The following is a 15,050-nucleotide window of genomic DNA, read 5'->3' on the forward strand; positions in this document are numbered from 1 at the left end:
AGTGGCCACCGCACCGAGCCTCTCGGAGGCCGCGTCGACCAGCAGTCGTCTGAGAGACCTCCCCGGTCCCTTCTGGTGGCTCTGGCTCGTCCGACTGATCATCATGGTGGGGCACTTCGTGGTCCCCTTCATGACTATCTTCCTGACGTCCGAGGTTGGGCTGACGGCGGGATCGGCGGGCCTGGTCGTCGCGGCCTTCGGGGTCGGTGTGGTGGTCTCAGGGCTGGTCGGCGGCGTCTTGGCCGACCGCGTCGGCCGCAAGAGCACCCTGGTCGGCAGCCAGCTGCTCTCCGTCGTCGTGCTGCTGTTCATTCCGGCGGCGGAGGGCCCTCTGCTGATCTCCGGGCTGCTGGCGCTATACGGACTGTTCAACGGCTGCTCCTACCCGGTGATCGCCACCATGATCGGTGACCTCGTGGAGCCCGCGCACCGACGCTTGGCCTTCAACTACAACTACTGGGCGGTGAACCTCGGCTACGCGATCGGTCCGCTGCTCGCGGGATTCATGGCAGACAGTCGCATCGAGCTCATCTTCTACGGGCAGGCGGCCATGCTGACTGCCTCGATGGCTGTGCTGGTGGCCAAAGTGCCCGACTCCAACGCCGCGGGAGCTGTGGCAGGAAAGCGCCGGCGACGCCGCGGGCAGGAGCCGGACGCGTCGATGCGCGCCGGCATTCAGAACAGCCCGCCGGTGGAGAAGGGCGGGCTGCGCCAGGTGCTCAGGGACAGGACGTTCATCACATTCGGCCTGGTGATGCTCATCTACTCGATCGTCTACGTGCAGTCGACCACCACCCTTCCGCTGGTGATGGCCGAGCAGGGGTTCCCCTCCTCGGCCTACGGGCTGCTGCTGACCCTCAATGGCGTGCTGCTGTGCATCCTGCAGATCCCCACTGCTCGGCTCTTCGGGCGACTTCCGCGAAATGTGTGCGTGGCGCTGTTCATTCTGGTGACGGCTCTGGGGGTGGGGCTCCAGGCCGCGGCGACCACCTTGATCGTCTACTTCATCGCAGTGACGATCTGGACGTTGGGGGAGATGGGCTCGCACCCGCAGGCACAGTCCCTGGCCGCAGACCTCGCAGAGCCGGCTCGGCGGGGCCGGTACCAGGGGATCTTCTCCATGCATAAGTCCTTGGCGATGGTGATCGGGCCCGTGCTGGGCGGATTCGTGCTCGAAACGTTCGGCGCCTCGGTGCTGTGGCTCGGAGCGGCCGGCTTCTGCGCGATCGCTGCCGGGCTGCTGATGCTCACGTCCCGATCGAGGCAGCAGCGGGTCGAGGAGGTCGTCGCTGCGGACATCTCTCAGCGGGAGGCCGCAGAGCAGCGTGCTTGGGAACACCATTCTGTCCGAACGACTAAGGAAGAGACACGATGACAGCCTTGAAGGAGAAGCCTGCTCCGGCTCTGACGCAGGCAGCGGCGGAGCCGGTCGCCAGTCTGAGGAATCTGCATATCAGCCTTGAGCGCAACGGGGTCCGCTCCGATGTGCTGAAAGGCATCGACCTGGAGATCGGCACAGGCGAAATCGTCGGCATCGTCGGAGAATCCGGCTCCGGGAAATCTGTGATGACCATGTCGATGATGAAGCTGCTGCCGGAATCGTCCCGTCCGCATATCAACGGCGAGATACGAGCTGCTGGGCACGACATGAGCGCCATCAGCCCAAAGGCGCTGCGGGAGCTGAGACGGCACCGGATCGGCGTCGTATTCCAGGATCCTATGACTTCACTGAACCCCACCATGCACGTGGGCAGCCAGATCACGGAGAAGTCAGGTTCGGCCGAGGAGTCGATCCGCCTGATGGAGGCGGTCGGCATCCCTGAGCCCCGCCGCCGGTACAGGTCCTATCCCCACGAGCTCTCCGGCGGACAGCGTCAGCGGGCGATGATCGCGATGGCCGTGGCAGGCGACCCGGAGCTGATCATCGCCGATGAGCCCACCACTGCGCTGGACGTCACGGTGCAGGCGCAGGTCCTTGCGCTGCTGAAGCAGACGCAGCAGCGGCTGGGGTGCAGCGTCGTCATGGTGACCCACGACCTTGGGGTCGCCGGGCAGATCGCGGACCGGATCGTGGTGATGAACGCGGGCGAGATCGTGGAGCAGGGACCCAGCCACCAGATCCTCTCGGCGCCGCAGGCCGACTATACGAAGCGACTGCTCGCGGCCCGGCTCTCCCTCGACGTGCCGGGCCCGCCTCCTGCCCCCGGGCGTGACCTCGAAGGGGAGCCGCTGATCGCCGCCCATGACATCGAGTGCACCTTCGCGGTCAGGGACGAGAAGGGCCGCCGCACCACCCTTCGTGCTCTGCGTGGGGTGACGCTCTACGTCCAGCCCGGCGAGTCGATCGCCGTGGTGGGGGAGTCCGGCTCCGGAAAGTCCACCATTCTGCGCGCCGTGGGCGGCCTGCAGAAGAAGATCGCCTCAGGCACGATCACCGGGCCCACCAGCCCGGACGTGCAGATGGTCTTCCAGGACGCCGGATCCTCTCTGACTCCCTGGATGACGGTCAGGGAGATGCTGCTCGAGCGCTTCCCCCGCAGCGTGGGCGCGGACGAGAGGCGGGAGCGCATCGCTGACATGATCGGACACGTCGGTCTGCCGCTCTCCGTGCTGGACGCGAAGCCGGGGGAGCTCTCCGGAGGTCAGCGGCAGCGAGTGGTTCTGGCCCGTGCCACCATCGTCCCGCCTAAGGTGCTCCTCTGCGACGAGCCGACCTCGGCCCTGGATGTGTCGGTCGCCGCTGAGGTGCTCGAGCTGATCAATCAGCTGCGCATCGAGCTGAGCATCGCGGTCGTCTTCGTCACCCACGACCTCGCGGTCGCCCGCATGGTCAGCGACCGCATCGCGGTGGTGCACCACGGCCGTGTGGTCGAGCTCGGCCCAGCTGACAGCATCATCGATGATGCCCGGCACCCCTATACGCGCCAGCTGCTGGCCGCCGTGCCGGACCCGAGGCGCCCCCCAGGCGATGCGGTCGTCGCGCATCAGGGCGCCGGCCCGCCCGAGGGGTACACCTTCGACCGTCCGGCGGGATACGGAGAGGGCCCGCTTCCTGATGACCAGGAAGCCGATCTGATCGCGCTCAGCACCGCAGTGCCCCGTGCGCTCCGGCATTCTGTGGCCTGCTTCGTCCCCGAGGGGAGCGGACGATGACCGCAGCGCCCCCTCTCTCCACGGCAGCGGGTGCCGCACCCGAGGGCCCGCCTCCGCCGGAGCCCAGGTTCCGGCTGCTGGGTCGGATGAGCCCGGTCGCGTGGTGGAGCAGCCGCGGGGCCGCAGCAGACTGGGTGTTCATCAGCCTGCTGGTGATCATGACTCTCGTGGCTGTCGCAGCTCCTTGGCTTGCACCTCACGACCCGGTCCAGCCGGTCGGCGCGCCGCGGCAGCCGTGGTTCAGCGACGGTCACCTTCTGGGAACGGACATGCTCGGCCGTGACCTCCTCTCCCGCACCCTGATGGGACTGCGCACCTCATGGCTGCTGGCGATGATCGTCACCGTCGTCGGTCTGATCATCGGAATGACCGTCGGGCTGGTCGCCGGGATGCACGGCGGTTGGGTCGACACCGTGCTGATGCGGTTCACCGAGGTCTTTCTCGCCCTGCCCTCGATGATCGTCGCCGTAGCAGTCGCCGCGGCTCTGGGCCCTGGGCTGACCAACACGTTCATCGCCGTGACGATCGTCTGGTGGCCCTACTACGCGCGCATCATCCGCAGCGAGGTCCGCGCACTGGCTGTGCGTCCGCATGTTGAGGCCGCACGGATGGCCGGCGTCGGCTGGTTCCGCATCATGTGGCGGCACCTGCTGCCGGGCACGGTGCCTACGGCGATCGTGACCGCCAGCCTGGACATCGGAAACGTGGTGCTCGTCCTGGCCACACTCTCCTTCCTGGGGCTGGGGCAGCCCGCGCCGGCCCCGGAGCTGGGCGCTGACACCTCGCGGGGCATGGCCGAAATTCTCAACGCCTGGTGGGTGCCGGTCATCCCGGGTGCCTGTGTGGCCCTGCTGAGCCTGATCTCCAACCTTGCCGGCGACGGCGTCCGCAATCGTCTCGCGAACAGGAGCTGATCCGATGATCTCCGCACGGCTGCGCTTTGTGCTCATTCGCCTGGCCTCCCTGATCGGTCTGCTCTGGGTGCTGGCCACGGTGATGTTCATTCTTCAGGAGATCTCGGGGCAGGACCCGGTGGCCGCGACCATCGGCGCGACCGCCTCCCCGGAGGCGATCGCCGCCGCCAGGGAGCGCTACGGGCTCGATGACCCGCTTCTGGTCCGCTACGTCAGCTTCCTAGGAGGGCTCCTGGTGGGAGACCTGGGCATGTCCTTCCGCACCCGACGGCCGGTCATGGACGATCTGCTGGCCTACATGCCCGCGACCCTCGAACTGGTCCTCTTCGCCTTCGTGCTGGCGCTGATCCTGGGGGTGGCGTTCGCGGTCTCCTCGATGCTTCGCTGGCCCGGCGCCTCCCTCTTCCGGGGGCTGCTCTTCGTCGGCTCGACCATTCCCACGTTCCTGGTCGGCATCCTCGGGCTCATCATCTTCTATCGCAACCTCGGGATCCTTCCCTCGAGGGGGCGGGGCCCGAGCCCGGATGGTCCCAGCGGGTTCTACACGCTGGACGCCCTGCTCACCGGCCAGCTGGAACTTCTGTCTCAGGCGCTCCACCACATGGCTATGCCCGCGGTGGCGCTGGCACTGGCCCCGGCGCTCGCCGTAGGACGGGTTCTGCGCTCCTCGCTGATGGAGACCTACGGCCAGGACTACATCCGGACCGCTGACTCCAAAGGTCTGCGCGGAACCAGTGTGCTGTTCCGACACGTGCTGAGGAACTCCGTCAACGCGGCCCTGTCGATGGGGGCGCTTCAGCTGGGATTCATGCTCGGCGGAGTTCTGGTGGTCGAGGAGGTGTTCAGCTGGGGCGGCATGGGCTCCTACCTCGGCGCAAGCCTCAACGTGGCGGACTTCCCTCCGGTCGCCGGCGTCACGCTGATCCTCGGCGCAGTGTACGTGGTGGCCAACACGGCAGCGGACGTTCTTCAGTCAGTGGCCGACCCGCGCATTGCAGTCAGCTGAGCCGCGGAGCATCGGCCCGTCCGGAGGCGGCGCGGCGGCTTCCCGCCTCTCTTCGGCGGCCCTCCTAACGGTGGTAGGGCGTGCAGATCGCTAGGTGAGCCGAGAGGCTGGGCGCCGCCGCGCCTGCACCCGCTGCAGCGAAGCACGGTGCCGCGTCAGGTGCACCGCACAATATATACGGCGTCCCTCCGAACGGGCTGACGACGCGGGACGAAGCCGCCTCGGTCCGCTACGGGCTCAGCCCGGCAGCGTGTGCCCGTAGCGCTCGCCGCAGAAGCTCCGCAGCCGCAGAGCCAGTTCATGCAGTGCCTCCGCTGCGTGGTGGTCCGTGCGCCACTGGACGCTGAGTCCGACGGTGAGCCGGCTGCCCCGGTGATGCAGCCGCAGCGGGCGAAGGTCGAAGTGTGCGTCGTCCGAGACCACTGCGACGCCCCGGCCCGCAGCCGCTAGTGCCTGCGCCACCCGGCCGTGCTTGGTCTCCACGCGGCCCAACGGCGCTGTCCCCTCCAGCTGCAGGGCCGCGTCCAGCAGCTCCCGCGCCCTGAACTCGCCGGATGGGGTGATGATGACCTCCTGGGCCAGGTCCGCCGTCTCGACGGCCTCACGCTCTGCCCACCGGTGATGAGCGGGGACGTAGGCCCACACGGGCAGGCGCGCCAGATCAAGCGTCTGGGCGGGCAGCCCCGTGGGAAGCGCTGATGCGGGGCGGGCGGTGACCACCAGGTCATGCTCGGAGAGTGATCGCTCCAGGTCGGGGTCGATGCTGATCTCGCTCACATCAGGCACGGGGTCCTGCTGGCGGAAAGTGGCCACAAAGGGCGCGACGATGTCGATCAGCGTGGTCCGCGGCGCCGCCAGCGACACGCTGGAGAGCTGCCCCTGAGCCAGCACCTGCGCCAGCTGCGAGGCCTCGGCCTGCTTGGCGAGCACAGCCCGTGCGGCGCCGAGGAACTCGCGCCCCTCCGAGGTGAGAATGTTGCGCGTGCCTGCCCGTGTGAACAGCTGAAGGCCCACATCCTGCTCCAGCTTCTTCATCTGCCGCGAGAGCGAGGGCTGGCTGATCCGCAGGACCGACGCGGCCTCAGAGACGGTGCCGTGCTCAGCGACGGCGGCGAAGTAGCGGAGCAGACGGAGTTCCATGCCTGAAGCGTATACTCAAACGCCCAATCAGGCATTGGACGGCATGAACAGCTCACCCTGATCATCGGAGTATGACGTCTGCCTCCACGCCCCTGCCCCAGTCCCGCCGCCTCGTCACCGACCTCCCCGGCCCCAAGGCCGCCGAGCTCCTCAGCCGTCAGAAGGCCGCCGTGCCCGCGGGCGTCGCGTCCCTGATGCAGACCTTTGCCGTGCGCGCAGAGGGCGGCGTCGTCGAGGACGTCGACGGCAACCGGCTGATCGACCTCGGCTCGGGCATCGCGGTGACGTCCGTCGGAGCCTCTGCGCCCAGGGTCGTGGCCGGCGTGCAGGAGCAGGTGGAGCAGTTCACGCACACCTGCTTCATGGTCACTCCCTACGAGGGATACGTGGCCGTCGCCGAAAAGCTCGGAGAGCTCACGCCGGTGCCGGGCCCCACGCGCACAGCGCTGTTCAACTCCGGGGCGGAGGCCGTGGAGAACGCGGTGAAGGTCGCCCGCGCCTTCACCGGCAAGCAGGCAGTCGCCGCCTTCGACCACGCCTATCACGGGCGGACCACGCTCACCATGGCCCTCACCTCGAAGTCGATGCCCTACAAGCACAGCTTCGGCCCCTTCGCCTCCGAGATCTACCGCGTTTCGGGGTCCTACCCCTACCGGGACGGACTCAGCGGAGATCAGGCCGCCGATCGCGCCATCGACCAGCTCGAGAAGCAGATCGGCGCAGCCAGCCTCGCCGCCGTCATCATGGAGCCCATCCAGGGGGAGGGCGGCTTCATCGTGCCCGCCCCGGGCTTCCTTCAGCGCATCACCCAGTGGTGCCGCGACAACGACGTGGTCTTCATCGCCGATGAGATCCAGACGGGCTTCGCGCGCACCGGACAGTGGTTCGCCTCCGAGCACGAGGGCATCCAGCCCGACGTCATCACCACCGCCAAAGGAATCGCCGGCGGCATGCCCCTCTCGGCCGTCACCGGGCGCGCGGACATCATGGACGCCGCGCACCCCGGCGGCCTGGGCGGCACCTACGGCGGCAATCCTGTGGCCTGCGCGGCAGCACTGGGCGCCATCGAGACCATCGAGCAGGACGACCTGCTCCAGGAGGCCTCTCGCATCGAGGCCATCGCGATGGAGCACCTGCGCGCCGCCCAGAAGCAGGACGCCCGCATCGGTGAGATCCGCGGTCGCGGCGCCATGCTCGCCTTCGAAGTGGTCGACCCCGGCACCGGAGAGCCCGACGCGGCCCTGACGTCCGCCGTCGCCGCCGCAGCGCGCAGCGCGGGCGTCATCACCCTGACCTGCGGCACCTACGGCAACGTGATTCGCCTCCTTCCGCCCCTGACCATCAGCGACGAGCTGCTCCGCGAAGGGCTCAGCGTCATCACTGACGCGCTTGCCGCACACTGAGCCGCCCGGACCGCTTCGTTCCTACGACCAGAGAGAGACCGCACATGACGACGCTCACCGTCACCAACCCCGCCACCGGGGAGACCATCAGCACCGTCGCCGACACCGCGCCCCACGAGGCCGCGGCTCAGGTGGACGCGGCCCAGGCCGCCTTCGAGCAGTGGCGGACCTCCGCACCGCGTCACCGTGCGGAGGTGCTCATGGCCGCGTTCCACGGCATGCACGCGCAGGCGGAGCGGCTTCGGGACCTCATCGTTGCGGAGAACGGGAAGTCGCGGGCCGACGCGACGGCGGAGGTCACCTATGCGGCAGAGTTCTTCCGCTGGTACGCCGAAGAGGCTGTCCGGACTCCCGGCCAGTACGCCGAAGCACCCGCCGGGGGAGTGCGCAACGTCGTGACCCGGCATCCGGTGGGGGTGGCCGTGCTCATCACCCCGTGGAACTTCCCCGCCGCGATGGCCACCCGGAAGATCGGGCCGGCGCTGGCGGCAGGCTGCTCCGTGCTGCTCAAGCCGGCCGCCGAAACTCCCCTCACGGCCTTCGCCATCGCGGAAATCCTTCTCGAGGCCGGGCTACCCGAAGGTCTCGTGCAGGTGGCTGCGACCTCCGATGCTGCAGGGGTCGTCTCTGCGTGGCTGGCCGATGACCGGGTCCGCAAGCTCTCCTTCACCGGATCGACCGGGGTGGGGAGCGTACTGCTGCGCCAGTGCGCCGAGCGTGTGGTCAACACGTCGATGGAGCTGGGCGGCAACGCCCCCTTCATCGTCACCGCCGACGCGGATGTCGACGCTGCCGTGGCGGGTGCGATGGTGGCGAAGTTCCGCAACGGTGGGCAGGCGTGCACGGCGGCGAACCGCTTCTACGTCCACGAGGATGTGGCCGAGGAGTTCAGTGCCAAATTCGGCGAACGCATCGCTGCTCTGCGGGTCGGCGACGGGGCCCAGGGTGCGGAGATCGGGCCGGTCATCAGTGAGAAGGCGGCGGACGGCATCCGCACCCTGGTGGAGGCAGCAGCGGCAGACGGTGCCCAAGTGCGCGCTCAGGCTGAGCTGCCGCCGTCAGGCGGCCCCACCTTTGTGGCTCCCCAGCTGCTCACCGGGGTCGCCGCAGACGCAGCCATCCTGGGGGAGGAGATCTTCGGTCCTGTCGCTCCTCTGGTGACCTGGCGCGACGAGGATGAGGTCATCGCTGAGGCCAACCGCGTAGACGTCGGACTGGCGTCCTACGTCTACGCGAGCGACCTGAAGCTGGCCATGCAGATCGGCGAACGCCTCGAGGCGGGGATGGTTGGGATCAACCGCGGCATCGTCTCGGACCCGAGTGCGCCGTTCGGCGGTGTGAAGCAGTCAGGCATAGGCCGCGAGGGAGGGCAGTTCGGCCTGGAGGAGTTCACCGAGCCGCAGTACCTCAGCGTCGACTGGAGCTGACTGCAAGGATGCCTCAGAAGCATGGGTAGGATAGCTCGGTCGCATTAGCGCCGGCGTCCTTCGTGGCCTCAGAATCTGTGGGACGCATCACTCGCAGGGGAGAGGATCACACTGATGGCTACAGAGGCCGCAGCAGAGCACCAGGGACGGGCGGATCGGCTTTTCCGGAAGACGTTGGGCAAGTACGAGCTGTTCTTCCTAGGATTCGGCTCCATGATCGGCTTCGGGTGGATCACCCTCACCGGAGGCTGGATCCAGGACGCTGGAGTGGGCGGTGCCGTGGCGGCGTTCCTCATCGGTGGGGCGATCATGGCCCTGGTCGGGCTCGTCTACGCAGAGTTGGCTGCTGCCATGCCCTTCGCGGGCGGGGAGCACAACTACCTTCTGCGCGGCATGGGGCCCAGGCTGGCGCTGCTGGGGTCATGGGGCATCATCGGCGGCTACGTGACCGTCTCGATGTTCCAGTCGGTGGCCGTGCCGCGTTCGGCCACCTACCTGTTTCCCGATCTGGCGCAGATTCCGATGTACACGATCGCTGGCACCGAGGTGTATCTGACGTGGGCGCTGCTGGGCGCCGGGACCTCTGTGCTGCTGACGTTCCTCAACATTCGGGGCATCCGCCAGTCGAGCCTGCTGCAGTCCTCAGCGGTCATATTCCTGCTGGTCGTCGCCGTGGTCATGCTCTTCGCGTCCTTCTTCGGCGGAGAGCCCGAGTACATCGAACCCATGTTCACCGGCGGCGGGGCCGGCATCATCGCGGTGCTCGTGGTTGTTCCCTTCCTGTTCGTTGGCTTCGACGTGATTCCTCAGTCCGCGGAGGAGGCGAACCTGGCACCCCGGAAGATGGGCCAGCTGATCGTCGTCTCTGTGGTGGCCGCCACCGTCTTCTACATCGTCATCGTCAGCACCACTGCGCTGGGCGCGCCCGCAGACGAGCTCGGACGCTTCGACCTCGCCACGGGCGACGCCATGGCGTACATGCTCGGACACGAATTCTGGGGCCAGCTGGTCATCGCCGGCGGGCTCGCCGGCGTCATCACGTCTTGGAACGCATTCCTCGTCGGAGCTTCGCGCCTGCTGTGGGCGCTGTCCAACGCGGGGATGGTGCCGGCCTGGTTCGGCCGCATGCACCCGAAGCACGGAACGCCTGTCAATGCGCTGCTCTTCCTCGGCGGGCTGACCACCATCGCCCCGTTCTTCGGCCTGGCCATGCTGGACTGGGCGGTCGACGCCACCGGACCGGCCGTCGTCATCACCTTTCTGATGGTCTCCATCACCTTCGTCATTCTGCGTCGCCGCGAGCCGAGCATGGACCGTCCCCTGAGGGTCGGCGGTCGGAAGCTGGGAATGGCCGTCGGCGTCGTCGCCGTGATCTCCACTGCCGTGATGCTGGCTCTCTACCTGCCCGGCCTTCCGGCGTTCCTGACGCTCGAGCCGTGGATCATCTTCCTGGCATGGTGGACCCTGGGCATCATTTTCGCCCTGCGGCTGCCGGGCGGCATCAAGGGAGGTGCCGACGCGGAGCGCCGGCTCCTGGAGGCACTGGACAAGCGTCAGGCCGAACGCGGCAGCTGATCGGCGCCGGGGGCGTCTCCGGCGTCCTCAGCCAAAGCGGCCACGGCCGCGACCGCTGCCTGCAGCGCGAGCTCGAGCCCTTCGCGGGGGCGCTCTGCCGTCTCCGTCACGGAGCGGATCAGTGCGTAGCCGTCGGTGCCCGGCGGGCGCCACAGAGGCAGAGGGCTCGATTCGTCCAAGGCGGAGCCCAGAACGATGGCGTCGAGCATGGCTGCCGCTGCGGGCCACCGGTCAGCCGGAACGCCTCCGTCGCGAAGAATCCCGAAGAGGTCCTCGTAGATCTGCAGGGTGGCGTCGTCGTCCACCGGCGCGCGCACAAACAGGGGAATCGAACCGGGAACCGATGCTGACGCGTCCCTGAACTCTCGTATCCACGCTGCCAGGCGCTCCTGCCATGGGCGGGAGCGGTCGGCGAGGAGATCCGGGTCGATGGCCGAATAGAGCTCCCTGCGCATCAGCGCGATGATCTCCTGGCGCCCTCCTGGGACGTGGTGGTAGAGGGATGAGGGGTTCACCCCCAGAGCCTTTGCGATGCCCGGAATGGTGAAGTCCTGCTCACGTTCGGTCATCGTCAGCGCCGCGCGTGCGATCTTGCGTGCGGAGAGGATGTTCTGACGGGGACGCGGCATGATCCGATCCTTTCATGCAGGTCGGAATGCCCTGCCGCGTCCCCGGCGTCTCAGCTCATCAGTAGACGATCACGCTGCGTCCGGCGGCCCCGGCGCGCATCAGGGAGAACGCCTCATTGACGTCCTCGAGAGCGAAGCGACGCGTGATCAGCCGATCGATCGGCAGCCGTCCGCTGAGGTACAGCTGCGCCAGCAGCGGGAAGTCTCGGGGCGGCACCGTGCTGCCATAGTTGGAGCCGATCAGCGTCTTTCCCTGCTCGGCCAGTGCGAGCGCATCGACCGACACCGGAGCGTCCTCAGGCGGGAGCCCGACGATCACCGCCTTTCCGCCGCGTCGAACGCAGTCAGGCATGATGCCGATGGTCTCCGGCCGGCCGATCGCTTCGAAGGCGTAGTCGACGCCGTGGCCCGTGATCTCCCGCACCTTGTCCGGCAGGTCACCATTCGACAGCACAGTGTGGGTGGCCCCGAACTCCTCCGCCAGCGCGAGGGCCTCCGGATTGATGTCGGCTGCGATGATCTTGCCCGCGCCCGCGGCGACCAGGCTCATGATGAGCGAGAGCCCCACGCCGCCCGCCCCGATCACCAGTGCTGAGCGTCCTGCCTGCACGCCCGCGTCGTTGACCACTGCGCCGAACCCTGTGACCACGGAGCAGCCGATGAGCGCGGCGACGTCGAACGGCACCTCACGGCTGATCGGGACCAGAGCGTGACGGGGGACGACGGCGTACTCCGCCATGGAGCCCACGGCGAGGTAGGGGAAGGCCTCTCGGTCATCCTTGCGCAGGGGGGTGCTTCCGTCGGGGAGCCGGCAGCCCTCACTGGAGGCGTTGTCGCACACCCATGTGCGGCCCTCGGCGCAGGAGCTGCAGCGAAGGCACGGCTGAAACCACGTGATGATCACGTGGTCGCCCTCTTCGAGGTCGGTGACCCCCTCACCCATGCTTTCGACCGTGCCGGCCCCCTCGTGCCCCAGGACGGTGGGCGAGGGCATGCTCCACTCCCCGTCCAGGACGTGCCGGTCGGAGCCGCACACCCCGGAGGCGCCCAGCCGCACCCGGACGAGGCCCGGACCCGGCTCAGCGACCTCCACGGTGTCCACGGTCAGCTCGCGGGCCGCGGGGGAGGGGTGGAACGCTGCTCGTGCGCTGATCATGAGGCGCTCACTTTCGGTGCGGCCTCTTTCGAGGTTCGTCGGCCGTAGAGGACTTTGCTGAGGACGAGGTAGGAGATGGCCGCGATGAGCACGGTGGGAATAGAGGCAGTCACGTAGGAGAACGCTGCGTTCGTCTCCAGGCTCACCGGATCGTAGAGGAAGACGTACAGGACGGCGCCGACGGCGACGCTGGCCAGACCGGCGATGTTGACCCCGCCCTTGTACGCGTAGAGGGTTCCCTGCTGCCCGAGGTGCAGCTCACGCAGGTTCATGCGCTGTCTGCGCAGAATGAAGTAGTCGGCCAGCGCAACGCCGCACACTGCGGTGAGGAACGCCCCGGAGTAGGTGACGAACAGCATGAACTGCTCGTACATGAACTGCGGGAAGAACGTCATGATCGCGGGGAGTATGAAGAAGAGCGCGCTGAGGCCCTTCCACGGCACCTTCGCCAGTGCCTGCCCGGATGACTGTCGGATCGCAAGAACTGTGGAGTAGACGATCGATGACATCGAGGTGATGTTCGCGAAGGCGATGAAGGCCAGGATCCCGATGCCGAGCAGCGGTCCGCCGAAGGGCACCATCCACACGGTCGGGTCGGACTCGCCCAGGGTCAGTGCCGCGGCGAGGCCGACGGTCTGGGCCAGCACGGTGGCGAGGAACAGTCCCAGGAATGAGGGCCAGAGGGCGGCTCGTCGGCTCTTGGCCATGCGGGCGAGGGAGCCCATGATGGGGAACCAGGAGACCCCGACGCCGATGTTGAACTCCACGGCGATCATGAAGTTCAGCGTGTCGTCCTCGAACGGCGCGATGGGTGCAGCTGAGTTGAGCGCGTCCCATGACGTGTTCATGACGAGGAAGATCATCATGCCGGCGACGATGAGCGCCAGACCGGGGGCGACGATGGCGTTGAGACGCCCGATGGTGATGGGGCCGCGGGAGAGGATGAACCAGGCCAGGCCGATGGCGACCAGCGCTCCGACGGTGACGAGCGGGCCGTATTGGGAGAGCTCCGCCCCCGTCACCTCCCCGGTGATCTGGCTGGCGGCACGGCCGGCCATCACAGCCAGGAGTGAGGACCAGCCCATCTCGGTGATCAGCACGATGGTGAAGACGAGGACGCCGACGCCCACGACTCCGAACGCCCCGCGCAGCATCGTGTACTGCTCCGAGCCGTAGCGCTGGGAGGCGGCGGTGGCCGCCAGGACCATGAAGGACAGGCCGATCGCGTTGCCGATGATCATGGCGAGCACGCCGTCGCGGAATCCGACCATCAGTGCGGTGGAGCCTCCGACGATGAACGCCCAGGTGGCGATGGCGAGGGAGGTGTTGACCCACGTGAAGTCGGCGAAAGACCACACGCGCTCCTTCTTCAGGAGAGGGAAGGTGCCGAACCTGTGCTCTTCGCTGAGGAGGCGGTCTGTCTCTGTGCTCGAAGCCTTGGCGCTCATGCGAGGACTCCCAGGGCGACGGCGCAGATTCCCGCGCAGACGAGAAGGTACACGGCGATGTCGACGGGAGTGAGCGCCCTGTGCGCTACGTCGTCGGCTTCGTCGCTTTCGATGATCTGGATGCGACGCTCGAGCTCTTCGGCGACGACGGGCTCCATTCCCTTCTGCAGGAGCGTGTCGACGAATGGATTCGCCTGCGGGGCCGCTTCGGCACGCGGTTCGCTCATGGTGTGTTCCCCTTCTCTAGTGACAGCCCCGGAGGTGCCCGGAGCACGCATGGTCCCTGCCTCAGAAACCAAATGCGATTTGGTTAAGAGTGTCGTGTGCGTCACACATGCCTGTCAATAGCGGACCGCGCATTTAATGAACTGTTTACATTTTCGCCCGCCCGGGCATCCCCGATGCCGCTCTCAGAGCCACCGGCGGTGCAGGTGGGCCCGACGGTCCTGCCGGTACCAGGGGCCCTCAGGGCCTGCTTCTGAGGGTGCCGGCACGTCAACGATCAGCAGGTCAGGCTCGGCTGCGGCGGCCGCCAGAGGGTGCCCGCTGATGTCGAGCACGACGCTGCCGCCGTCGAACGTGAGCCCGTCCTCGGTGCCGCAGTGGTTCGCATACGCCAGTGCCACGCGGCTTTCGAGGGCGCGGGCGGGAAGCAGGATGTCCTGCACGGCCGGCTCCTGCGCCAGCGCGGTGGGAACGAGGAGCAGGTCGGCGCTCTGCGCGGCCGCGGCTCGGACCATTTCGGGGAACTCCACGTCGTAGCAGACGAGCAGACCGAGTCTGCGGCCCAGGTGATCCACCACGGCAGGGGGCTCCTCGCCGGCGACGAAGGAGGCCTTCTCCTCGGGTCCGAACAGCTGCACTTTCTGGTAGCGCGCGAGCACGGCCCCGTCGTCTGCGATCAGCAGGGCGGTGATGCCCCGCTCCTCGGGGGTCTCCCGTCCGGGCAGGCTGGCGACGATGCTGATGCTCTGCTCCCGGGCGATGCGGCGCAGGGCATCCTCCGCTGCGTGCACGGGCTCCTGGCCGAGTTCGGCACGGATACGGGCTGGTGCGTAGCCGGTGACGAACAGCTCCGGCGTCACCAGCAGCTCTGCCCCGGCCTCCTTCGCCTCGGCTGCCGCGCGCTGCACAGCGGCGAGGTTGAGGTCGATGCTCAGAGGCTCGGCCTGAGCCTGCAGGACGGCGATGCGTGTCAT

At 67.8% G+C, this 15,050-nt stretch carries 13 protein-coding genes; 7 read left to right on the forward strand and 6 right to left on the reverse strand.

Annotated elements, in window-relative coordinates; genetic code table 11:
- Position 1 precedes the first annotated feature (1 nt).
- Genes FS388_RS10055 through FS388_RS10070 form a run of 4 tightly spaced genes read left to right on the forward strand, consistent with a single transcriptional unit; the run spans position 2 to position 5,073 of the window.
- Positions 2-1,375: an MFS transporter gene (locus FS388_RS10055; RefSeq protein WP_146341294.1), complete on the forward strand. Its 1,374-nt coding sequence runs from the start codon at positions 2-4 to the stop codon at positions 1,373-1,375.
- Positions 1,372-3,153, forward strand: a complete 1,782-nt coding sequence (locus FS388_RS10060) for an ABC transporter ATP-binding protein (protein WP_146341295.1) — start codon at positions 1,372-1,374, stop codon at positions 3,151-3,153. The genes FS388_RS10055 and FS388_RS10060 overlap by 4 nt, the downstream gene beginning before the upstream one ends.
- A complete protein-coding gene (locus FS388_RS10065; protein ID WP_210410181.1) occupies positions 3,150-4,067 on the forward strand; it encodes an ABC transporter permease in 918 nt (305 codons plus the stop codon). The genes FS388_RS10060 and FS388_RS10065 overlap by 4 nt, the downstream gene beginning before the upstream one ends.
- A gap of 4 nt (positions 4,068-4,071) precedes the next feature.
- Positions 4,072-5,073 (forward strand): ABC transporter permease, encoded by a 1,002-nt coding sequence (locus FS388_RS10070; RefSeq protein ID WP_146341296.1) that lies wholly within the window; start codon positions 4,072-4,074, stop codon positions 5,071-5,073.
- A 237-nt stretch (positions 5,074-5,310) separates the two neighbouring features.
- Here FS388_RS10070 and FS388_RS10075 read toward each other — a convergent pair whose 3' ends face one another.
- Positions 5,311-6,213: a LysR family transcriptional regulator gene (locus FS388_RS10075; protein WP_146341297.1), complete on the reverse strand. Its 903-nt coding sequence runs from the start codon at positions 6,211-6,213 to the stop codon at positions 5,311-5,313.
- 71 nt (positions 6,214-6,284) lie between these two features.
- Here FS388_RS10075 and gabT point away from each other — a divergent pair, with 71 nt between their 5' ends.
- The 3 genes from gabT (at position 6,285) to FS388_RS10090 (ending at position 10,618) form a co-directional block, all read left to right on the forward strand.
- Positions 6,285-7,616 (forward strand): 4-aminobutyrate--2-oxoglutarate transaminase, encoded by a 1,332-nt coding sequence (gabT, locus tag FS388_RS10080; RefSeq protein WP_146341298.1) that lies wholly within the window; start codon positions 6,285-6,287, stop codon positions 7,614-7,616.
- Between the two features lie 44 nt (positions 7,617-7,660).
- On the forward strand, positions 7,661-9,043 hold the full coding sequence (locus FS388_RS10085; protein WP_146341299.1) for an NAD-dependent succinate-semialdehyde dehydrogenase: 1,383 nt from the start codon (positions 7,661-7,663) through the stop codon (positions 9,041-9,043).
- 114 nt (positions 9,044-9,157) lie between these two features.
- Positions 9,158-10,618 carry an APC family permease gene (locus tag FS388_RS10090; protein ID WP_146341300.1) on the forward strand — a complete coding sequence of 487 codons (1,461 nt, stop codon included), beginning with the start codon at positions 9,158-9,160 and terminating at the stop codon, positions 10,616-10,618.
- Here FS388_RS10090 and FS388_RS10095 read toward each other — a convergent pair.
- The 5 genes from FS388_RS10095 to FS388_RS10115 form a co-directional block, all read right to left on the reverse strand.
- A complete protein-coding gene (locus FS388_RS10095; RefSeq protein ID WP_146341301.1) occupies positions 10,597-11,247 on the reverse strand; it encodes a TetR/AcrR family transcriptional regulator in 651 nt (216 codons plus the stop codon). The genes FS388_RS10090 and FS388_RS10095 overlap by 22 nt on opposite strands.
- 58 nt (positions 11,248-11,305) lie before the next feature.
- Entirely contained in the window at positions 11,306-12,403 is a 1,098-nt protein-coding gene (locus FS388_RS10100) for a zinc-binding dehydrogenase (RefSeq protein ID WP_146341302.1), read from the reverse strand.
- A complete protein-coding gene (locus FS388_RS10105) occupies positions 12,400-13,851 on the reverse strand; it encodes a cytosine permease (RefSeq protein ID WP_146341303.1) in 1,452 nt (483 codons plus the stop codon). The genes FS388_RS10100 and FS388_RS10105 overlap by 4 nt, the downstream gene beginning before the upstream one ends.
- Positions 13,848-14,078, reverse strand: a complete 231-nt coding sequence (locus FS388_RS10110; RefSeq protein ID WP_146341304.1) for a hypothetical protein — start codon at positions 14,076-14,078, stop codon at positions 13,848-13,850. Before FS388_RS10110 ends, FS388_RS10105 begins: the two co-directional genes overlap by 4 nt.
- 183 nt (positions 14,079-14,261) lie before the next feature.
- Positions 14,262-15,050 carry a nitrilase-related carbon-nitrogen hydrolase gene (locus tag FS388_RS10115; RefSeq protein ID WP_146341305.1) on the reverse strand — a complete coding sequence of 263 codons (789 nt, stop codon included), beginning with the start codon at positions 15,048-15,050 and terminating at the stop codon, positions 14,262-14,264.

The organism is Nesterenkonia sp. NBAIMH1, from assembly GCF_007922635.1.
Taxonomy (GTDB): domain Bacteria; phylum Actinomycetota; class Actinomycetes; order Actinomycetales; family Micrococcaceae; genus Nesterenkonia; species Nesterenkonia pannonica.